This is a genomic window from Pseudomonas sp. PDM20 (assembly GCF_014852575.3).
In the GTDB taxonomy this organism is placed as follows: Bacteria; Pseudomonadota; Gammaproteobacteria; order Pseudomonadales; family Pseudomonadaceae; genus Pseudomonas.
Genome location: NZ_CM181224.1, coordinates 3,261,211 through 3,282,540 on the forward strand (window position 1 = coordinate 3,261,211; position 21,330 = coordinate 3,282,540).

The window sequence follows — 21,330 nt, forward strand, 5'->3', positions numbered from 1 at the left end:
TACGCAGGACAAGTGCGTCCTGGCGTATCAGTCCACGAAGCGCAGCCGTAACAGATACTTCAGCGAAGCGGCCAGCGTCTGCCCATGGCTCAGGCCGTCGAAGGCATGGAACTGCGCCTGCATGCCGGGAGCCCTGGCGACATCTTCCACCAGTTGCTGGGCGGCGCGGGGCGCGCTGGGGGTGATGTCCTCGCGCGGGCGGAAGGGTTCTTCACCGCCGCGCATCAGCAGCAGTTGCGCAGAGCGACCGGCCAGCCGCTGGGCGAAGCCGTCCTGCTCCTTGAGGATGGCGCCGTCGCCCCACCACAGCGAAGGGCTCGCCGGAGCGTAGAAGCTGAACTGCTGCGGCCGGGTGAGCAGCGCGTGGAGCGTCAGCAGGCCGCCGTAGGAATGGCCCCAGAGCGTCTGTTGCGAGCGGTCGATGGGCGCCTGGGCGGCTACCGCCGGGAGCATCCGGTCGCGCATCAGATCGAGGAAGGCGTCGGCGCCGCCGCTGGGATCACCGGTGAGCGGGTCTTTCTGCTCGGCAAGCTGCGGGCGCGTCGGGGTGTAGTCGCGGGTACGGCCACTGCGGTCGATGCGCAGGGGCGTCTGGTAGCCGACGGCGACCAGCAGCGGTGCCTTGCCACTGTTCAGGTCGGTCAGCAGTTTCTCGTCCAGCGCGCCGATGGCGGCGTTGCCGTCGAGCATCCACACCACCGGGTAGCCGGTAGCGGGGGCGGGATGGTTCGGGCGGGCGATCCACAGCTGGTAGTGACGCTGGCCGTCGGCGGAGTCCAGCTTCAGCTCGCTGAAGCGGTACGCCAGGTCGTTGTGTTGCAGCAGGTGGGTGTCCATTTTCTGGTCGGGGGCAGGCGCTGCGTGCGCTGCCAGCCCCGGCACGGCGAACGCCAGTGCCAGGGCCAGGAGGCGAATGCTCATCAGGCTTTTTCTCTAATCAGAACGACGCAGTGAGGCTGGTGTACAGCGTGCGGCCCGGTTCGTTGTAGGTGGCGGCACCGGCACCTTCGATGCCATTTACGCCCTGGGCGTTACCTTCGCGGAACAGGCGCTTGTCGAAGACGTTATCCACCCCGGCGGTGAAGCTCAGGTTCTTGGTGAACACGTAGGTGCCGCTCAGTCCGGCGATGGCGTACGGCGAGAGCTGGTTGTTGGCGCTGCCGGTGACGCGGTCGCCGTGGTAGTCGTACTTCTTCGGCGTCTGCTTGCCGTACCAGGCAACGCTGGCCTGCAGCGACAGCGCGTCGGTGGCCTGCCAGTCGAGCATGGAGTTCAGGGTGTACTTCGGCGTTACCGAGAGCACGTCGCCGGTTTCCTTGTTCTTCGACTGCAGCATGTAGGTGAAGTTGTTGCTCCACTTCAGCTGCTCCATCAGCGGGATGGTCAGGGTGCCTTCCAGGCCCTCGACCAGCGCCTTGGGCACGTTCTCCCACTGGTAGATCGCCGCGTTGGCGTAGCTGCCGGTGCCGCCGCTGGCCTGATCGATGGGCGACAGGCCCGACTCGATCTTGTTCTTGTAGTCATTGCGGAAGTAGGTCAGGCCGGCGATCAGGCCGTCCTTCTGGAACTCGATGCCCAGCTCCTTGTTGACGCTGGTTTCCGCCTTGAGGTCCTCGTTGCCCTGCAGGTAGCAGCTGGTGCTCTGGCCGTAGCAGCCCTGGCCACGGCTGTAGAGCAGGTAGTCGGGGTTGAGCTGGTAGAGGTTCGGCGCCTTGTAGGCGCGGGCGATGCCGGCCTTCAGGGTGACGGTATCGGTCAGCGCGTGGGACAGGTTCAGCGACGGGCTGAAGTTGTCACCGACGATGCTGTGGTGGTCCCAGCGCAGGCCGGGAGTGAGCATGGTGCCGGGCATCAGCTCGATGTTGTCTTCGGCGAACAGCGAGAAGATCTGCGCCTGCGAGGTGGTGTCACGGTTGCTACTGGTCAACCCCGGCACCGAACCGCCTTCGCTGGTGGTCTGGGTGTTGGCGCTGGGGTCGTCGAGCTTCTGCTGCACCCATTCGCTGCCCAGGGTCAGGGTCTGGTCGCGCCAGGCGTGCAGCGGCAGGTTCACTTCGCCGTGGGCGGTCAGGTCGCGCAGGGTGGCGGTGTAGAAATCGGTGTTGCTGAAGATGCCCTCGGTGCCGCCGGCCAGGCCTTCATTGATGCGGCTGTTGCGGGTCTTCTCGTACTGCAGGTAGGCCATGGAGCTGCCGAAGTCCCACTCGCCGCGATGGGTGATCGAGTAGTTCTCGCGGTACATGCGGTTGGTCTCGTGGCCGAGCATGGACTTCACGTTGGCGTTGCTGTTGGTGTTCTGCGTATCGCCGGTGTAGATGTTGCCCTGGCGGCTGAAGCCGGCCTCGAAGTCCAGCGTCTGCTCGGGCGTCAGGTGCCAGCTGAGCAGGCCGTTGACGTCCTTGTTGCGCACGCCTTCGCGGCCGGCGGGGAGGGTGCCGGCCTGGTTGCCGGTGCGGTTGGATTCGTGGCCGGCGTTGATATCCCAGTCGTCCGAGTCGGTCTTGGCGACGTTGCCGTACACGCGGTAGCTCAGGGTGTCGGTCAGCGGGCCGTTGAGGCCGAAGGTCATGCGCTGGGTGGCGCCTTCGTCACTGTGCTGCGGGAAGTTGCTGTAGACGGTGACGTCGCCGTGGGTTTCCTTGCCGGCCTGCTTGGTGATGATGTTCACCACGCCACCCGCCGCGCCGTTGCCGTAGCGCGCCGCCGCCGGGCCACGGAGGACTTCGATGCGCTCCACCTGGTCGGCCGGCACCCAGTTGGTGTCGCCGCGCGAATCACGCTCGCCGCGCCAGCCGTAGCGCACCGCGTTGCGGCTGGAGACCGGCTTGCCGTCGACCAGGATCATGGTGTTTTCCGGGCCCATGCCGCGGATGTCGATCTGGCGGTTGTTGCCGCGCTGGCCGCTGGTGGAGTTACCGGTCAGGTTCACGCCCGGCATGGTGCGGATGATCTGCGACAGGTCGCTGGCCGGCGGGCGCTTCTTGATGTCCTCGGCGGTGATGATCGACACGCCCGGCATCTGCTTGGCTTCCTCGGCGGCGGTGGCGACGATGGTCTCGCTGTCGAACTCGACGACATCGGAATCGGCGCTGGCGGCCTGCACGGCGAAGGACAGCAGGCAGCTGGACAGCAGCAGGAAGGGCGGAAGGAACTGCATCGGACGGGACGACATCGGTGATCTCCGGCAACTGAAAGATCGCCAAATGATAATGACTGCTATTTGCTAGTAAAGCGCATTAACTTTCTAAACACTTGCGGCGCTTTGTTGGCCCAGTTTGCTCGTTGGCGAGAGTGCGGCGGGCAGCAGCAGGTGCAGGCAAAGCCCCGACTTGCCATGGGCTGTGCCGTTTTCCGCCCAGAGCCGCCCATCCGCCAGCTCGACGCCGCGCCGGGCGATGGCCAGGCCGAGGCCGAATCCGCTGGACTCCGACGGCTGCAGCCGCTGGTAGGGCTGGAAGATGCGTTCGAGGTCTGCTTCGGCCACACCGGGGCCGTCGTCGCTGACGCACAGGTGCCAGAACGCGCCCTCGCGCCAGCCGTCCAGGCGCACGCTGCCACCGCGCGGGGAATGGCGGATGCCGTTGCGCAGCAGGTTTTCGATGGCCTGGGCGAAGCTGTCCAGGTGCACCTGCACCACGCACTCGGTGCCCAGCGAGCAGGGCAGTCGCTCGGGCTCCCAGCCGCTTTCGAAGCAGGCGTCCTCGCGCAGCGCCTCCCAGACCGACAACACCAGTACCGGCTCGCGCTCGAGCTGCGGACGCTCGGTGTCCATCCAGGCGAGGTCGAGGGTGTCTTCCAGCAGGCGCTGCATGTCCTGGATCTCGCGGTCCAGGCGTTGCCGCAGCTGGTCCGCCGGCAGGTCGCTGTCATGGGCGATGCGCAGGCGCGCCAGCGGCGTGCGCAGCTCGTGGGATAGCGTGCGCAGCAGCAAGCGTTGCTGCGCCAGGCTGTGCCGCAGGCGGTCGGCCATGTGATCGAAGGCCAGCGCCAGTTCGCCCAGCTCATCGCGGCGATGGGCCAGTGGTGTGCCGGGGCCCTCGCTGTCCAGGTCGTCGGCGCGCAGGGCATCGGCGCGGGCGCGCAGGCGATTGAGCGGCAACACCAGGTGGCGATAGATCAGCAGGCCGAGGAGGGCGGCCAGCAGGGTCGGCACTACGCCGTGGCTGAACAGGTGCGTCCAGGGTGTCAGGCCGCCCGGCAGCAGGCGCTCGGGCAACTGCATGACCAGCCGGCCGCGCTCGGGATGCCGGGGGAATTCGATGCTGACATAGGGCAGCTCGTCCTGCAGGCGCCGGCTCATCGGCCAGTGCAGCATGCGCATGAAGGTCAGGTGGCTGGATTCCTCCGCCGTCAGCGGCGTGGTGCCCAGGCTCTGCAAGTGCTCGCCGATCACCGCAACCCAGGTGTCCTCGGCAGCGGAAAGCTCTCGGCGGAATTGCTCCACGCCCTCGGCGCCCTGCTGCTCCCAGACCCTTTCGGCCTGCTCGGCATAGCGTGCCAGGTAGTCGCGATCCTCGGTGCCGAGGAAGTAGGTGCTGCGCTCCAGCGACAGGCCCCAGGTCCAGATAAGCCAGGTCAGCAGCAGGCAGAAACCGACCTGCAGCGCGGCGATCTTCCACAGCAGCGGGTGACGACGCATCAGTGACGTTCCGCGTCTACCAGGATGTACCCCTGGCCGCGCACGGCCTGGATCTGCACCTGTTGCGCACCGATGACCGCCAGCTTGCGGCGCAGGTTGCAGACATGCACGTCCAGCCCCCGGTCGAGCCGCGTGTAGGCACGGTGCAGCACGCTCTGGTAGAGGAAACTCTTGCTCAGTGCTTCGCCGGCATGGGCGTTCAGCGTCACCAGCAGGCGGTACTCGGAATGCGTAAGACCCGCGTATTCACCGTTGCGGGAAACGTCCTGCAGTTCATCGTCGAACTGCACTGAGCCCTGCGGGCGTGGCACTTCGCGGGAGCGATCCAGATTGACCCGGCGCAGCAGCGCATCGATGCGCGCATCCAGTTCCGCCAGGCTGAAGGGTTTGGGCAGGTAGTCATCGGCACCGCGGGTGAAGCCGGTGATGCGATCCTGTTCCGCGCCCAGGGCGGACATCAGCATCACCGGCGTGGTGCGCGCGCTGCGCAGCGTATCCAGCAGGGACAGGCCATCGACGCCGGGCAACATGATGTCCAGCAGGACCAGGTCGAAGTCGTTCTGGTGGACGGCCACCAGCCCCTGATCACCGTTCGCGCAAGTAGTGACGACAAAGCCGCGCTGACAGAAATGACGTTCGAGGTCCAGGCGAAGACGGGAATCGTCTTCCACCAGCAAGAGCGAAGGGGACAAAGCAGGCCTTGATGCGAATATTTACCATTTGCAAATATCTCACCCCTTTCTGTCAGAAGGCAATGGCGATTTGCCTGGCATCTGTCAGAAACGGCCTCAGATCCAACGCCGCACCCGGCTGCAGAAAGCCTCGAACTCCGCACCGAACAGTTCGCGCAGCGCCCGCTCTTCCGGCCGAATCTGAAAGCGCCCGATATACAGCACGAAGACCGCGACACCGAGCACCGCCAGCGCCGAACCGAGGAACACGCACCAGCCCAGCAGGACGATGGCGAAGCCCAGGTACATGGGATTGCGCGTATGCCGGTAGATACCGGCGACCACCAGCGAAGAGGCGGACTCCGGCTTCAACGGGTTGACCGTGGTGCGTGCGCGGCGAAACGACGCAACGCCCGCCAGGCAGACTGCGATCCCGGCCAGCGCCACCAGCAGGGCCAGCCACAGCCGGTTGCCCAGCGGCTCGATCGGGCGCACCGCCAGCCACATCAGCACGGCGGTGATAATTGCCACCAGGGGTGGGGGAATACGGTGTTCCAGCCAATCCATGCTCGGTCTCCGGGCCGGTGCGGCCATCTCCAGTGAGGTGCCCACACTAGCCCAGATCGCTGCCCTTAGCGCGGCCGGCGTACTGCGCGGACCTTGCCGCTGTTGCCGCCGCCGCAGTAGAAACGCTCGCCGCCATCGGCCTCAAGGCCGGAAACATGCACGCCTTCGGGCATGTCCAGCTGCTCCAGAACAGCGCCGGACTGCGGGTCGATACGGCGTAGCTCGCTGTAGGTCGATTCCGGTTCCCAGGTGCCATGCCAGAGTTGGCCCTCGACCCAAGTCACCCCGGTGACGAAACGATTTGAATCAATCGTACGGAGGACTTCGCCGGTTTCCGGGTCGATCTGATGAATCTTCCGTGCGCGGTACTCGCCGACCCAGAGCGAACCTTCCGCCCAGGCCATGCCGGAATCGCCGCCGTTGCCCGGCGCGGGAATGGTCGAGAGGACCTTGCCGCTGGCCGGGTCGATCTTCTGGATGCGGCTTTCGGCGATCTGGTAGAGGTGCGTGCCGTCGAACGCGGTGCCGGCGTGGGCGGGCACTTCGATGGCACGTTCCAGGTGGCCGTCTTTCGGATCGAGGCTTTGCAGGCGCTCGCCGACAGCGAACCAGACGCGCTGGCCGTCGAAGGTCAGGCCGTGGACGGTGCTGACGCCGGGGAAGGGACCGTACTCCTGCAGTACCTGCGCCGGAGATTGCTTGTAGTGGGTGGTCATGGTGTAGCCCTGCACGTTGTGGGTGGGAGCCTTCAGCCTATTCAGACACCGAAGGGCGCGGGGAGTAACAAGGTCGTCGCGAATCCCGGCGCTGGCGGCAGCGTCCAGCGACGGGCGCGCCCTTGCCCGAGCGCCTGTACCCGGCCGGCTTCGGCCAGGGTTTCGAGGGCGCGCTGCACGCTGCGCTGGCTGGTATCCAGCGCCAGGGCCAGCGCCGAGCTGGACCAGGCCTGGCCGTCACTGAGCAGCGCCAGCACTTCAGCGTTGGCGTCCTCCAGCGGAGGCGCAAGGACCACCGGATTGGCGGCGACCAGCCGATAACCACGAGGAGTCGACTCGATGCTGGCCACGGGCTGCAGCAGGCGCCGCAGGCGGCCGATTTCCACGCGCAGGCGTGCCCGGTGGGTTTCGTCCGGGTGACGGGTGCGGAACACCCGGCCGATCAGCTCGGTGCGCGTCACATCGCCCGGCCAGGCTTCGGCCAGCACACGGGCCAGGGCAAACAGCACCGGGCGGCTGCTCAGCGACAGGTCGCCGATGCGGTTGCGGCAGGCGTCCACCACCAGGGCGTCGGAATGCAGCAGGCTTTCCACTTCATCCAGCGACAGCAGGCGGGTGTGCTGCTTGTCGATCTGCCTGACGGCCGGCGCTGCGAGCGTGCGCGCCGCCTGGTCGATCTCCGCGCGCAGGGCGGGAATACCCGACGCGGCGGCTGCCTCGGCGGCCCTGCGAAGCGCCGTGCGTGCTTGACCAGCCTGCAGCCGGCGCACAGCGATGCCGGAAGCAATCAGCCAATGCACCGCGCGCAGCGGCGCCGGTAGTGATTCCGGTTCCAGTTCGGCAAGTGCTGCATGGGCCTGATCAAGCTGGCCGATCAGCAGCGCGCGGCGGATCAGCAGGTAATGGGCGTGGGCAGCGTTGATCCTGTCGCCATGGAGCTGCAGCACCCGCGCCGCCTGCTCCAGCGGTACCGTCGGCCAGTTCAGCTCGCGGCTGGCCAGCGCGACTTCCGCCTCGGCCACGCAGCAGCGGGCGCGCGCCATCGGCTCATGGGCACCGAAGGTGCGGGCGGCGCGGCGCAGCAGGGTACGTGCGCGAGGGAAATCACCCAGCTGGGCCATGGCAATACCGCGCAGGGCCAGCGCCGGCGCGTCTTCGCGCAGCGCCACGCGGTTCAGCGCGCCCAGCGGATCGCCGGCCGCGAGGGCACAGGCTGCCGCCGTGATCAGCGAGTCCATGGAAATCCTGCCAACTTTGTCACTCCCGTCGAGCACGGCCCGCTGCCTAGTCTAAGCCATGCCCACCGAGCCGCCGCTGGCGGAGGAGAACTGTCATGACTGCCCATCCCACCGCTACCCGCGAAGAATGGCTGGCCGCACGCCTGGACCTGTTGGCCGAGGAGAAGGCCCTGACCCGGCGCAGTGACGAACTGGCGCGCAAGCGCCAGGCGCTGCCCTGGGTGCTGGTCGACAAGGACTACCGCTTCGACACCGAGCACGGCCCGGCAAGCCTTGCCGACCTGTTCGCCGGCCGCTCGCAGTTGCTGGTCTACCACTTCATGTTCGGCCCGGACTACCGCGCCGGCTGCCCGTCCTGTTCGAACATCGCCGATGGCTTCGATGGCTACGCCACCCACCTGGCGAACCACGATGTGAGCCTGCTGGCGGTCTCCCGCGCGCCGCTGGAGAAGTTGCTGGCGTACCGCCGGCGCATGGGCTGGAGCTTCCCCTGGGCGTCATCCCACGGCAGCGGCTTCAACTACGACTTCAACGTGTCGTTCACCGAAGCGCAGCAGCGAGGCGGGGAAGTCGACTACAACTTCCGCCGCGAAGGCCCCGTCGCGGGGCCGGCGCCGGCGCCCGTGGTGGAAACCGCCGCCTGCTGCGGCACCGACGTGGCGACCTTCACCCGCGATCTGCCGGGGATGAGCAGCTTCATCCGCGAGGGTGACCGCATCTACCACTGCTACTCCACTTATGCCCGTGGGCTGGACTCGCTCTGGGGCCTGTTCCAGTGGCTCGACCGTGCGCCGCTGGGGCGTAACGAGCAGGGCGTCTGGTGGCGCCGGCACGACGAGTACTGAGGGTATCGGCGGACTTTCCCTATAGGAGCTGGCCATGCCCGCGAACCGCGGACGGAGTCCGCGCAGCTCCGGTGTGCATCGGCGCCGTAAGCCCTGCTTACGGGTCGCGAGCATGGCTCGCTCCTACACCGGCCAGCGGCGGACTCTCACTGTAGGAGCGGGCCATTCCCGCGAGCGCGGACAAAGTCCGCGTGTGCCAGCGTGCATCGGCACCACAAGTCAGGGATTCCAGCGCGCCGCGCTGATATCCACGGCGCGCGGCAGGATACGCTCGGCGAGGAACAGGTCGGCGGTGCGCTGTTGCGCGGCAATATCCGCATCACCCACAGGTTGAATGGGCGAGGGCGGACGGTGCCTGAAGGTTTCCTCTATCACCGCCGGCGCCAGCCCGGTCACGCGCGCCATGATCGCCACGCTGCCGGCTTCGTCGCTGCGGGTCAGGGCTTCTGCCTCGTTGAGGGCTTCCAGTACCTGGTGAATGAACGCCGGGTTGGCGCCCGCGTATTCCCGGCTGGACAGGTAGAACGGTCCGCTCAGGCCAACCGCCGAACCGTCCGCCAGCAAGCGCGCATGGCCGTCCAGCAGCAGCGCCGAATACCACGGGTCCCAGATCGCCCAGGCATCCACCCGGCCGCTCTCGAACGCGGCGCGGGCATCGGCCGGCGTCAGGTACAGCGGCTGGATGTCTTTCAGGCTCAGGCCTTCCTTCTGCAGCAGGCGCAGCAGCAGGTTGTGCGAGCTGGAGCCTTTCTGGAATGCCACGCGCTTGCCCTTCAGCTCGGCGACGCTGTGGATCGGGCTGTCCCTGGGCACCACCACGGTTTCAGCCTGCGGCTTGGGTGGCTCGACGCCGACGTAGAGCAGGTCGGCGCCGGCGGCCTGGGCGAAGATCGGCGGGATGTCGCCAGTGGAGCCGATATCGAGGCTGCCGACGTTCAGCGCTTCGAGCATCTGCGGCCCGGCGGGGAATTCGATCCACTGGACCTGAGTCTGCGCGAAACGCTTCTCCAGCAGGCCGTGTTCCTTCGCCAGCACCAGGCTGACCGAGGCCTTCTGGTAGCCGATGCGCAGCTGCGCCGGGTCCTGCGCCTGGGCGGTGCCAGCCACGAGCAGCAGCAATCCGGCGAGCAGTCGATTGAGCAGTCTCACAGCCTCATTCCTTCCAGTCGTGGGAGGGTTTTTCCCAGAGGTTGATCCCGCCTTCCACGGCGTGACGATCGATCTCCGCCAACTCCTCGCGGCTGAACACGAGGTTATCCAGCGCGGCGACGTTCTCGACGATCTGCTCCGGCCGGCTCGCACCAATCAGCGCAGAGGTAACGCGGGCATCGCGCAGCACCCAGGCCAGCGCCAGTTGCGCCAGGCTCTGGCCGCGGCGCCGGGCGATTTCGTTCAGCGCGCGGGCGCGGCGCAGGTTGTCCTCGGACAGGTGCTCAGGGCGCAGCGAGGCGCCGCCCGGCTGGTTGACCCGTGCATCGCCCGGCACGCCGTTCAGGTAGCGGTCGGTGAGTAGCCCCTGGGCCAACGGGGTGAAGGCGATGACGCCCGCACCCAGCTCGTCGGTGGTGGCCAGCAGGTCTTTCTCCACCCAGCGGTTGAACAGGTTGTAGGCCGGCTGGTGGATCAGCAGCGGTACTTTCCATTCCTTCAGCAGCGCGGCGAGTTCGGCGGTCTTGCCGGCGGAATAGGACGAGATGCCCACGTACAGCGCCTTGCCTTGCTGCACGGCAGTGGCCAGGGCACCGGCGGTTTCCTCCAGCGGCGTGTCCGGGTCGAAGCGGTGCGAGTAGAAGATGTCCACGTAGTCCACGCCCAGGCGCTTGAGACTCTGGTCGAGGCTGGAGAGCAGGTACTTGCGCGAGCTGCCGCCCTGGCCATAGGGGCCGGGCCACATGTCCCAGCCGGCCTTGGTGGAGATCACCAGTTCGTCGCGGTAGGCGGCGAAGTCTTCGCGCAACAGGCGGCCGAAGTTGATCTCGGCGCTGCCGTAGGGCGGGCCGTAGTTGTTGGCCAGGTCGAAGTGGTTGATGCCCAGGTCGAAGGCGGTGCGCAGCAGGGCGCGCTGGCGGTCCAGCGGCACGCTGTCGCCGAAGTTGTGCCACAGGCCCAGGGAAAGAGCGGGCAGCACCAGGCCGCTGCGGCCGACACGGCGGTAAGGGACGCGCTGGTAGCGGTCGGGGTGGGCGAGATAGGTCATGGGGACTCCTGTGGGAACGGGCCGCAGCCAGTGCGGCCCGTGGATCGTCAGAGGGTGTAGCGGTTGGCCGGGCGCTTGAGCCCGAGATGCTCGCGCAGGGTGCTGCCGCTGTACTCGCGGCGGAACAGCCCGCGTCGTTGCAGTTCCGGGACGACATGGTTGGCCACGTCTTCCAGCCCGCCGGGCAGGTGCGGCACCAGGACGTTGAAGCCGTCGGCGACGCCACCTTCGAACCAGGCCTGGAGCTCGTCGGCGATCTGCGCCGGCGTGCCGATCAGGCTGTAGTGCCCGCGTCCGCCGGCGATGCGCCGGCCCAGCTGGGCAAGGGTGAGGTTCTCGCGCCCGGCCAGTTCGGTGAGCAGCAGCTGGCGGCTGCGCTGGCCGCTGTCGGTGAGCGGTAGCTCAGGCAGCGGGCCGTTCAGCGGGTAGGCGGAGAGGTCGAAGTTGCCAAGCATGCGCGACAGCAGCGCGACGCCGACCTGCGGCTCCACCAGCTCCTGGAATGCCTCGAACTTTTCCTGCGCCTCGGCCTGGCTCTGGCCGACCACCACGAACACGCCGGGCATGATGCGCAGGTCATCCGCGCTGCGACCGAATCGTGGCAGGCGACCCTTGAGGTCGTTGTAGAAATCGCGGGCGGCGGCCAGTGAGGTCTGCGCGGTGAACACCACTTCGGCGGTCTGCGCGGCCAGCTCGCGTCCGGTCTCGGAACTGCCGGCCTGTACGATCACCGGGCGGCCCTGGGGCGAGCGCGCGACGTTCAGCGGGCCCTGTACGCGGAAGTTTTCGCCCTCGTGGTTCAGCACATGCAGCTTGGCCGGGTCGTAGTACTGGCCGCTGGTCTTGTCGCGGGTGAAAGCGTCGTCTTCCCAGCTGTCCCACAGGCCGGTGACCACTTCGTGGAATTCCCGCGCGCGGGCATAGCGCTCGGCGTGGCCGAAGTGTTCCTGGCGGTTGAAGTTCAGCGCCTCGGCGGCCGCGTCGGAGGTCACCAGGTTCCAGCCGGCGCGGCCTTCGGAAAGATGGTCGAGCGAGGCGAACTTGCGCGCCACGTGGTACGGCTCGTTGTAGCTGGTGGTCACGGTGCCCACCAGGCCGATGCGCTCGGTCACCGCCGCCAGCGCCGAGAGCAGGGTCAGCGGCTCGAAGTGATCGGAGCGCGCCATGCGGCTGGCGATGTCGCCAGTGGGCGCGGCCACGCTGTCGGCAACGAAGAGCGCGTCGAATTTCGCCGCTTCGGCCACCTGCGCCAGGCGCTTGTAGAGGCGGAAGTCGAGGCCGCCGTTGGCCGGCACGTCCGGGTGGCGCCACGCCGAGACGTGGTGACCGGTGGCCATGAGAAAGGCGCCAAGGGAAAGGGTGCGTGTCATGTGAGGTTTTCCTGTGTGTCCGTCGGGAGGGACGCAAGGTGGCGTGGGTGTTGTTGTCGACGGCGCCGGGGCGAGCCGGCGCCGCGAATTGCTCAGCCTGGGTGGCGATCAGAAATCCTTGCGCAACTCGACGCCGAAGTAGCGGCCGTCGTCGCGCGGCACCATGCGGTAGACGTAGCTGCCGCCCGTGGCCAGCAGGGGCGAATAGGACTTGTCGGTGAGGTTCTTGCCCAGCAGGGCGACGCGCCAGCCGTCGTTGTAGTCGGCCAGGGCGATGCTGGCGCCCCACAGGCCGTAGGCGCCCTGGATGGTGTCGGGGTTCTGGCTGAGGTCGTACTGCACCTTGTCCTGCCAGCTGTAGTCCGTGCCGAGTTCCACATCCAGGCCGTTGTCCAGCGGGATGCTGTAGTCGGCGCGCACGTAGCTCTTCCAGTCCGGCGAGAAGGGCAGCGGCTTGCCGTCGACGTTGCAGGCAGCGGCCGCACCGGCCGGGCAGGCGAAGCTGTCGATGCGCGCCTTGGTGTAGGCAACGGCACCGGAGACCTTCAGCTGGCGGGTGGCCTGGTAGCTGAAGTCCAGCTCGGCGCCCTCGGTCTTCACCTTGCCGGCGTTGATCAGGCGGGTCACCACCTGGCCGGCGACGGTGTCGTAGAAGTTCGCCTGGTAGTTGTCGTAAACGGTGTGGAACACCGCGAGGTTGGCGGTCAGGCGGTTGTCCAGCGCGGTGGCCTTCAGGCCCGCTTCCCAGGAGTTGGAGGTCTCCGGCTTGAGCGCCTCGGTGTCGCGCGGCTGCATGTTGAAGAACACGTTGTAGGCCGGGCCCTTGTAGCCGCGCGAGTAGGTCAGGTAGCTGGTGAGCTGCTCGCTGAGGTCGTACTGAAGGCCCAGGCGGCCGGACCAGCCGTCTTCATCGGTGGAGCCGGAGCTGGACGTGGACGGCTGGATGCCGGTCACCGCCGTGGCCGAAGTGGATCGGCGGCGATGGTCGTATTCCAGATCATCGTGGGTGTAGCGCAGGCCCGCGATGCCACGGAAGTCATCGGTGAAGTTCAGCGTGCTCTCGCCGAACACCGCGTAAGTGTCGCTGCGCGTGCTGTAGTCGGCCACGCCGGTGTTCTGCGCGGTGGTAGAGGTCACCACGCGGCGGTAGGTCTCGTCGTCCACGGCGTGCATGTAGTACAGGCCGCCGACGTATTCGAGGAACTCGCCTTTGGGCGAGGCCAGGCGCAGTTCCTGGGAATACTGGTCGTAGTTCAGCTCACCCTTGTCGTGGGAGCTGGGGATGCTCGCGGTGACCTGGGAAAGACGATCGCCATCCTGCCACTGGGTGTTGTCCCAGCCGCGCCAGGCGCTGATGGAGGTCAGGGTGTAGTCGCCCAGGTTCCAGTCCAGTTGCGCCGACAGGCCCTTGTTGGTGTCGTCGACGTGGGTGCGGTAGTCGCTGTTGATCTTGCGGTTGTCGCTGTCCGCCGTCACCGGGCGCAGGGCACTGGCGAATGCCGCGCTGGAAGTGCTGGTGATGACGCCGCTGGGGCTGTCATCGTTGCCCTTCATGTAGTCGGCGATCAGGGTGACCTTGAGGTCGTCGTTCGGGGTGATCTCGAACTTCGTGCGCACGCCGGCGCGGTTGTAGCCATTTACTTCCTGGCCGTTGTAGACGTTGTCCACGTTGCCGTCGTAGCTGCCCAGCAGGGTGGTGACGCTGGCCTTGAGCTTGCCGGGGATCAGCGTGCCGCCGATACCGAAGCGGGTGCGGTTCTCGTTGCCGCCGCCAAAATGCGAGTAGTCGATGTAGCCGGTGGTTTCGTCCGGCACCTCGCGGGTGACCACGTTGAGCACGCCGGCCGACGCGTTCTTGCCGAACAGCGTGCCCTGCGGGCCGCGCAGCACTTCGATGCGCTCGACGTCGAGCAGGTCCAGGGTCGCCTGGCCGGGGCGGCCGAGTACCACGCCGTCGATCACCGTCGACACGCTCGGCTCGACGCCGGGGGAGGTGGAGATGGTGCCCACGCCACGGACGAACAGCGAGGTGTCCTTGTTCGAGGCGCCGGTGCGGAAGTTCAGGGTCGGTACCTGCTGGACGATGCTCGACACGTTGTTGCGGTTGTCGCGTTCCAGTTGCTCACCATCGATCACCGAGACGGCCACCGGCACCTTCTGCAGCGACTCTTCGCGGCGGGTGGCGGTGACAGTCACGGCTTTCAATGTCGGCGCCGCATCGGCGGACTGGTTGTCGCCATGGCTGGTTTCGGCTGCCTGCACGCTGCAGGCCAGAGCGCCGATCACGCTGGCGATGCCCAGCGCCAGTGCGCTGCGCCGGCCAGTGAATTGTGGACGGCCGAGCGTCCCCCGTTGTTGCGATTGCATAGCCACTCCTTCGTGCCCTGGTCCGCCCTCGGTTCTCTTTGCCGGGGCGCCTTTTTCTGCGGGACTGTCATGAGCGCTCGCTCGTGCGAGTGGCTGGGATCGTTGCGGACAGTTTGTGTTGTTAGCGCTAACATCGGCGAGTATCCTGAATCGCCAGATAGATCGTCAAATAATTAAAAATTACGTTTATATTCCTGAAATATAAGTTCAGGACCCATAGCAGGAGTGCCGGTTTGGCCAGTCAGACACCCCGAAAGCGCCGCGGCGCAGGACGCGTAACGCTGACCGCGGTTGCCGAACGCGCGGGCGTTTCCGCCATCAGCGTGTCGCGCTATTTCAACCAGCCGGCGCAGCTGTCGGATGACCTGCGCGAGCGGATCGGCGCGGCGGTGGAGGAGTTGGGCTACGTGCCCAACCAGGTGGCTGGCGGGCTGGCTTCGGCGCGGGGCAGGGTAGTGGGGATGGTGGTGCCGAACATTTCCGGGCCGATCTTTGCCGACACCATCCAGGCCTTCAGCGACACCCTGGCCGCCCACGGCTACCAGTTGCTGCTGGCCTCCAGCTACTTCTCCGAGGACAAGGAAGAAAGCGCCGTGCGGGCCTTCCTCGGCTGGAACCCGGCGGCGCTGGTGCTCACCAGCCACTTCCACAGCGCCGCCACCGAGAAGCTGATTGCCGGCGCGGACATGCCGGTGGTGGAGGTCTGGGACTACCAGCCCAAGCGCGCGCCGATCCAGGTCGGGTTTTCTCATTATCAGGTCGGGGTGTATGCGGTGCGCCATCTGCACGGCAAGGGTTATCGACGCATTGCCTTCGTGCAGAACAGCGCGCCCGGTGACTTCAGTGCCCTGGACCGTCGCGACGGCTACGCCGACACCCTGCGCGAGCTGGGCGGCGAGCCGTGGATGTTCGTGCCCACCGAAAGCGCGCCCTTCGAAGCCGGGCGGCAGGCCATGGAAGCGCTGATGGCGCGGGGGGCGCAGCGGCCGGAGGCGATCATCTTCGCCAACGACAACCTCGCCGCCGGCGGCCTGCTGGCCGGTCAGCGCGCCGGCTTGAAGATTCCCGAGGATTGCGCGGTGCTGGGTTTTGGCGACTACCCCTTCGCGCCGATGCTGCTGCCTAGCCTGTCCACCATCAAACCGCCGGCCCGCGAGATCGGCGAGATCGCCGCGCTGCGGGTGTTGCAGTCGATTGGCGTGGTGACACTGGAAGGCGCGGTGGAGCGGCTGAACCTGCTCAGTTGCCGGGTACTGGAACGCGAAAGCGCCTGAGGTGCGCGCCCGGCGTACCTGGACACCGTCTGCCCCGTTGACGGATCGCGGACGTTGCCCAGCATCGCGGCAATGGTCTGGCAGACGATTGGACCTGTAGGAACGGGCCATGCCCGCGAAGCTCTGACAAAGTCCGCGTATTCCTGCAAGCATTGAAGCCGTGAGTCCCTCTCACGGATCGCTCACTCCTACTCGGGGCCCGTTACTTGGCCAGCAGGTCGATCACTTCCTGGTCGCTGAGTGGGTGGAAATCGCGGTAATGGTCGCCCACCGCGCGGAACGGCGACGGGGTATCCAGACACACCAGCGCATCCACCTCATCACGCAGCTTCTGCACGGTTTCCGCCGGGCCGACCGGCACGGCCAGCACCACCTTGTGCGGGTGCTGCGCACGCAGGCACTTGAGCGCGGCGCGCATGCTGCTACCGGTAGCGAGGCCGTCGTCGACCACGATCAGGTCGCGATCCTCCAGTTGCGCCGGAGCCTTCACGCCGCGGTAGAGCACGCGGCGGCGCTCCAGCTCGCGGATCTGCTCCAGCACCTGCTGCTCGAACCACTCCGGCGGCGGGTCGAAGCGCTCGATCATCTGCTCGTCCACCACCCAGTTCGGCTCGGGGCCATCGACGATGGCCCCGAGGGCGAACTCCTCGTTGCCCGGCGCGCCGATCTTGCGCACCAGCAGCACGTCCAGCGGGGCGCCGAGGATGCGGGCGATCTCCTTGGCAACCGGCACGCCGCCACGGGGCAGGGCGAGGACCAGCGGGGCGACCAGGGGCATGTCGCGCAGGACCATCGCCAGGGCGATTCCGGCGTGGCGGCGGTTGGTGTAGCGCGGACTGGGCATCTGAACCTCCTTTCGCGAGTCACAGCAGCTTGTCCAGGGTGATTGGGCAGCTCGCGGATGCGTTTCCGGTTGGAGGTTAGACGGACCTTTTGGCGCCTGCGACCTGCCGGAAAGCGATTGCGCCCGCGCCCAGCCCGGACGAGCTGGGCGCGGGCGGGCCTGCTGTTGGCTGTGAGCTAGAACCCTATCGAAGGTTCAGGTATTGCGCGCGAACGGTCGCCGGCTCCCTGCGCCCGGCGCTCAGGTTGAACATCCGCACGCCCCGTCACTCCTAGTGGTAAGTCCTCCCAGAAGAGACGCCGATGAATACCCATGTCACCCGGCTTGCCGCGCCACGCGAGATATCCGCCCAGCGCACTGTCACCTGGCATCTGACGCTGTTCATCCTGATCCTGATCGGAGCGCTGGGGGTGAGCGGGGCGGTAATGGGGCACATCGCAGCGCTGCAGGATGAGATGGCCCGGGAGCAGACACGGTTCTACGCCGGCAAGGCACTGCAGAACCGCATCGCCGCCTCGGAATCCCTGATCCGCACCTACGCCTTCTGGAACGACGCCTACCGATACCTCAGTCCGCCGCTCAACGCTGACTGGGCCTACCGCGAGGACAACGTCGGCCCGCTGCTGTACACCGCCAACGAGTACGAGATGGTCTGTGTGCTCAACCAGGCCGGCGAGGAGTACGTGATGCGCGACGGCCAGCCGACGCGCAGCCACTGCACCCGCGAGATGCCGGTGAACCTCGACGAGCTGCGCGATGCCGCTACGGTGGCGGCGCGGCGTGACGCAGTGGTAACGCGTTATGTGACCCTGGGCGATCAGCCAGCCATTGCCACCGCCGCACTGGTTCGCCCCACACGAGCCAACCCGCCGCTGGACGGCCCGTTGATGATCTTCGTCGACCGGCTCACCCCCGCAAAACTGCAGAAGATCGCGCGGGATTTCGGCCTGATCGCGCTGCAGGTGCGCGCTGACGATGTCCGGGTCAGCGACGGCAGCGCCGTCGACCTGGGTGATTCCGGTTTCGAACTCAGCTGGCGCACCCCCACGCCCGGCAGCGACATGCTGCATCGAATGGCCGGCGTGTGGGCGGCCGTGGTGCTACTGGTGTTCATCTTCCTGGTCTGGCTGATCCGCGCTTCGCTGACCAACGCGCGGGTAGTCGATCACTATCAGCGCAGCCTGAAGAGCACCAATCAGGCGCTGGAAACCAGTGAACAGCGCTTCAAGGCTGTTGCCGAGGCCAGTTCCGACTGGATATGGGAAACCGACGAGAGCTTCCGGCTGACCTATCTTTCCGCGCGCTTCGAGACATTGACCGGCTACCGCATCGATGACTGGATCGGGCGGCGGATCGATGACCTGATCACCTGCGACACGACGAGCCTGGTCGCCTGGCTGGAGAAGAACCCCCAGGAAGGCCACTCCACCACGCTGACCTGCGGGTTTCGCGACGCCCACGGGCTGCGGCGCATCTGCAAGTTCACGGCGTCCGGTGCGGGCGGGCTCGGTTATCGCGGCACCAGCGCCGACATCACCCACGAGGTCGAAGCCCACGCGCGTATCCAGCACCTGTCGCTGCACGACGCCCTGACCGGGCTGCCCAACCGCGCCAAGCTCGCCAGTTTCATGGATGACCTGCTGGGCAGCGGTCGCGAGGAGCAACTGGCCGTGCTGATGCTCGACCTGGATCGCTTCAAGCCCATCAACGACACGCTCGGCCACCCGGCCGGCGATGCGGTGCTGCAGATAGTCGCCGAGCGCCTGCGCGATTCGATCCGCGGCGAGGACCTGGTGGCACGCCTGGGCGGCGACGAGTTCGTCATCGTCGACAGCCAGTCCCAGGGGCGCGATGACGCAGAGGCTTTCTGCCGGCGCCTGGTGGCCATCATCAATCAGCCCATCGAGTACAACGGCAACCTGCTGCACATCGGCACCAGCATTGGCATCGTGCTCTCGGGCGATGCCCAGGGCGACGCCCAGAACCTGCTGCGCTGCGCGGACGTGGCGATGTACGAAGCCAAGACCGCCGGACGCAACGCCTGGCGCTTCTATTCCGAGCACATGGACCTGCAACTGAAGGCGCGCAAGCGCAGCGAGACCGAACTGCGCGAGGCCCTGCGCGAGGGCCAGCTGGAGCTGTACTACCAGCCACGCTACCGCATCGGTGACCTGGCCATCGTCTCCGCCGAGGCACTACTGCGCTGGAATCACCCCTCGCGCGGGTTGGTGGGGCCGGAGGAGTTCATCAAGCTGGCCGAGGAGAGCGACCTGATCATCGATATCGGCGAATGGGTGCTCGCGCAGGCTTGCCGCGAGGCGGCCGGTTGGCCGGGCTCGATGCTGGTGTCGGTGAACATCTCGCCCAGCCAGTTCACCCACGCCGACATCGTCAGTCAGGTAAAACGGGCGCTGGTGGACTCGGGACTGGCCGCCGAGCGGCTGGAACTGGAGGTCACCGAGAACACCATGCTGGGCGACGTGGAGTGCGCGCTGCTGACCATGCAGGCGCTCAAGGAACTGGGCGTGAAGCTGAACATGGACGACTTCGGCACCGGCTACTCGTCCCTGGGCTACTTGCGCGCGTACCCGTTCGACAGCATCAAGATCGACCGCCGCTTCGTTGCCACCCTCGACACCACCGGCCGCGACCGTTCCATCGTCCAGGCCATCATCGGCCTGGGCAGGGCGCTGAACCTGGCAGTCACTGCCGAGGGCGTGGAAACCGAAGATCAGCTGCGCATCCTCGAAGACGAGCAATGTGGCGAAGTGCAGGGCTTTCTGTTCAGCGAAGCGGTGGACCGGAAATGCCTGGCTCGCCTGCTGGAGAAAACCCAGGTGGCGGCAGGTTAGGTCAGCCCAGCGCCGAGCCAGCGTGTACCGGCAGGGCAAAAAGAAGGCCCCGTCGGAAAGGGGCCAGGGGAAAGTCTGGGAAGTGTCCTTACCCTAACAGCCTGGCCCGTCGTGCCAAGCAACTTGTGGCGATAGGCCGTTTCGGTTGAGGGCATATGCCCCGTCGTGACGAAGCCGGCCGCGACGCCGCTTGTAAGAGCAGGCCATGCCCGCGAAATCGCCGACAGGCGATCTTGCGTATACGGACCTTTCTCCACGGCTGAAAAGAACGAGCCTACATACACCTCACCCGATATCCCGCCATCCTCCACCGCACTTCATCGGCATGCGGCGGAGGAGTTCGACATGCAGATCCATCAGGGCGAAAGCAAGGTCGGCGACGTACTGTCCCTCAACATCCTTCAGGGCGAAGCCGGGGAGCGGTTGATCCACCTGCTGCTGACCCAGGGCATCGAGATCGAGGTGAAGGCCATCACGGAAAATTCCGTCACCCTCGCGGTGCGTGCACCGGGCGGCATGATGATCGTCGAGGAAATCGCCGCACCAGTCGGAGCCGCGCTTCTTCAGCCAGTTGATATCCGACAGATTGACCTGGCACAGAACGGAAACCCCTGACGCACCAACCGCATTGCGGTCTTACAAGCCTGCTGCTTAGCGTTCTCTCCGCCACGGAACAGCCGTGGCCAGGTGTGGAAGCCTGTGGACATCGCTAGCGCTGTAGTGAGGACGGCTCAACCGGCATTTGCCAGTTGGTGCGCCCTCGGTTGTCTATGGCGGACCGTGTGAGGCGGGCTATTGCCCGACCGGTCTATGGCGATGTCCACCGGCTTCCACCCTCGCACGGTCCGCCTCCCTTTCGGGTGGCGGCTCATCCAGCTGTACATGGAGTGACCGCAAGATGAAATCCCTTGATTTCCCGGCCGACAACGGCCTGCACTGCCAGAACTTCCAGCGCTTCGACCGCACCTTGCGCGGGCTGATGCTCGACCGCCAGCCGTGGTTCGTCGCCCGCGACCTGGCCCGCCTGACCAATACCCATTTGAGCGCCCACGTCCCGCGCAAGCTCGACCCCGACCAGTACCGTCGGGAACGACTGGCCGGCGGGCGCGAGGACGAACTGCTGGTCAGCGAAAGCGGCCTTTACACACTGCTGCTGGTGTACTTCTTCCACCCGGAGAACCGTAACCTGCGCCAGTGGTTGAGCAACGAAGTGGTGCCCGTGCTGCGCGATTCGCAGCAGCAGTTCGGCACCGGTCCGCGCCATTTCCAGCGCGAGGTCCAGGGCCATTCACTGGCGATGCTGCAATGGCAGGGTGGCGTCTGGATGCGCCTGAGCGACGCCGCGCGCCTGCTGGAGGGCGAGGAGCGGGCAGGGCGCTGAAACAGCACTGCATGGCCCGCGCCTGCAACACCCTGCAGGAGCGGGCCATGCCCGCGAACCGCGGACAAAGCCCGCGCCTTCCTCCTACCTTCAACCCCGTGAGCCCTGCTCACGGGTCGCGGGCGCGGCCCGCTCCTACAGGGTGCCCCTGCCGCTACCTCGACTGTAGGAGCGGGCCATGCCCGCGAAATCGCCGTCAGGCGGTGCCTCGACTTCGAATTCACCCCGCCCCGACCGGGCATTCTGCATCGAACAATCGGCGCATTCGGGCGTTCTGCTACTGGCGCCGTGCGATCACCTGATGTGCAAACCGCTCTGCGCCGAGCCTCTGGCCGACAGCGCTAAACAGGCGTGGAACTTGCTGCACGA

Annotated in this window: 17 protein-coding genes; 5 read left to right on the forward strand and 12 right to left on the reverse strand. The window is 66.6% G+C overall.

Features of this window, described 5'->3' with window-relative positions; translation table 11 throughout:
- Positions 1–27: 27 nt before the first annotated feature.
- The 7 genes from IB261_RS14875 to IB261_RS14905 form a co-directional block, all read right to left on the reverse strand.
- Entirely contained in the window at positions 28–921 is an 894-nt protein-coding gene (locus IB261_RS14875; RefSeq protein WP_192382447.1) for an alpha/beta hydrolase, read from the reverse strand.
- A 16-nt stretch (positions 922–937) separates the two neighbouring features.
- Entirely contained in the window at positions 938–3,172 is a 2,235-nt protein-coding gene (locus IB261_RS14880; protein ID WP_081519871.1) for a TonB-dependent siderophore receptor, read from the reverse strand.
- A 72-nt stretch (positions 3,173–3,244) separates the two neighbouring features.
- Entirely contained in the window at positions 3,245–4,639 is a 1,395-nt protein-coding gene (locus tag IB261_RS14885; protein WP_192223411.1) for a HAMP domain-containing sensor histidine kinase, read from the reverse strand.
- Positions 4,639–5,331, reverse strand: a complete 693-nt coding sequence (locus tag IB261_RS14890) for a response regulator transcription factor (protein WP_192382448.1) — start codon at positions 5,329–5,331, stop codon at positions 4,639–4,641. Before IB261_RS14890 ends, IB261_RS14885 begins: the two co-directional genes overlap by 1 nt.
- A 96-nt stretch (positions 5,332–5,427) precedes the next feature.
- On the reverse strand, positions 5,428–5,877 hold the full coding sequence (locus tag IB261_RS14895) for a methyltransferase family protein (protein WP_192382449.1): 450 nt from the start codon (positions 5,875–5,877) through the stop codon (positions 5,428–5,430).
- A 65-nt stretch (positions 5,878–5,942) separates the two neighbouring features.
- Entirely contained in the window at positions 5,943–6,593 is a 651-nt protein-coding gene (locus tag IB261_RS14900) for a Vgb family protein (protein WP_192223414.1), read from the reverse strand.
- A gap of 41 nt (positions 6,594–6,634) precedes the next feature.
- Positions 6,635–7,831 carry a winged helix-turn-helix domain-containing protein gene (locus IB261_RS14905; RefSeq protein WP_192382450.1) on the reverse strand — a complete coding sequence of 399 codons (1,197 nt, stop codon included), beginning with the start codon at positions 7,829–7,831 and terminating at the stop codon, positions 6,635–6,637.
- 95 nt (positions 7,832–7,926) lie between these two features.
- On the opposite strand from IB261_RS14905, the gene IB261_RS14910 reads away from it, so the two are divergent.
- A complete protein-coding gene (locus IB261_RS14910; protein ID WP_192382451.1) occupies positions 7,927–8,676 on the forward strand; it encodes a DUF899 domain-containing protein in 750 nt (249 codons plus the stop codon).
- Positions 8,677–8,895: 219 nt separating this feature from the next.
- Here the strand turns inward: IB261_RS14910 and IB261_RS14915 are convergent, their stop codons facing one another.
- From IB261_RS14915 to IB261_RS14930, 4 genes are all read right to left on the reverse strand, one after another.
- Complete coding sequence (locus tag IB261_RS14915) at positions 8,896–9,825, reverse strand: sulfonate ABC transporter substrate-binding protein (protein WP_192382452.1); 930 nt, start codon at positions 9,823–9,825, stop codon at positions 8,896–8,898.
- A gap of 4 nt (positions 9,826–9,829) precedes the next feature.
- A complete protein-coding gene (gene mgrA / locus IB261_RS14920; RefSeq protein ID WP_192382453.1) occupies positions 9,830–10,873 on the reverse strand; it encodes an L-glyceraldehyde 3-phosphate reductase in 1,044 nt (347 codons plus the stop codon).
- A gap of 47 nt (positions 10,874–10,920) precedes the next feature.
- Entirely contained in the window at positions 10,921–12,243 is a 1,323-nt protein-coding gene (locus IB261_RS14925; protein WP_192382454.1) for an LLM class flavin-dependent oxidoreductase, read from the reverse strand.
- A gap of 108 nt (positions 12,244–12,351) precedes the next feature.
- A complete protein-coding gene (locus IB261_RS14930; RefSeq protein WP_192382455.1) occupies positions 12,352–14,610 on the reverse strand; it encodes a TonB-dependent receptor in 2,259 nt (752 codons plus the stop codon).
- 233 nt (positions 14,611–14,843) lie between these two features.
- On the opposite strand from IB261_RS14930, the gene IB261_RS14935 reads away from it, so the two are divergent.
- Positions 14,844–15,884, forward strand: coding sequence for a LacI family DNA-binding transcriptional regulator (locus tag IB261_RS14935; RefSeq protein ID WP_192382456.1), 1,041 nt, complete (start codon positions 14,844–14,846; stop codon positions 15,882–15,884).
- A 202-nt stretch (positions 15,885–16,086) separates the two neighbouring features.
- On the opposite strand, the gene IB261_RS14940 is transcribed toward IB261_RS14935, so the two are convergent.
- On the reverse strand, positions 16,087–16,728 hold the full coding sequence (locus tag IB261_RS14940; protein WP_151187071.1) for a phosphoribosyltransferase: 642 nt from the start codon (positions 16,726–16,728) through the stop codon (positions 16,087–16,089).
- A 302-nt stretch (positions 16,729–17,030) separates the two neighbouring features.
- Here IB261_RS14940 and IB261_RS14945 point away from each other — a divergent pair, with 302 nt between their 5' ends.
- The 3 genes from IB261_RS14945 to IB261_RS14955 all read left to right on the forward strand — a co-directional run bounded on the left by IB261_RS14945 (position 17,031) and on the right by IB261_RS14955 (position 20,961).
- Entirely contained in the window at positions 17,031–19,580 is a 2,550-nt protein-coding gene (locus tag IB261_RS14945) for a bifunctional diguanylate cyclase/phosphodiesterase (RefSeq protein ID WP_192382457.1), read from the forward strand.
- A gap of 345 nt (positions 19,581–19,925) precedes the next feature.
- The gene (locus tag IB261_RS14950; RefSeq protein ID WP_192382458.1) at positions 19,926–20,195 is read left to right on the forward strand and encodes a hypothetical protein; all 270 of its coding nucleotides are present in this window, start codon (positions 19,926–19,928) and stop codon (positions 20,193–20,195) included.
- 283 nt (positions 20,196–20,478) lie between these two features.
- Positions 20,479–20,961, forward strand: coding sequence for a BRO-N domain-containing protein (locus tag IB261_RS14955; protein WP_081519885.1), 483 nt, complete (start codon positions 20,479–20,481; stop codon positions 20,959–20,961).
- Positions 20,962–21,330 lie beyond the last annotated feature (369 nt).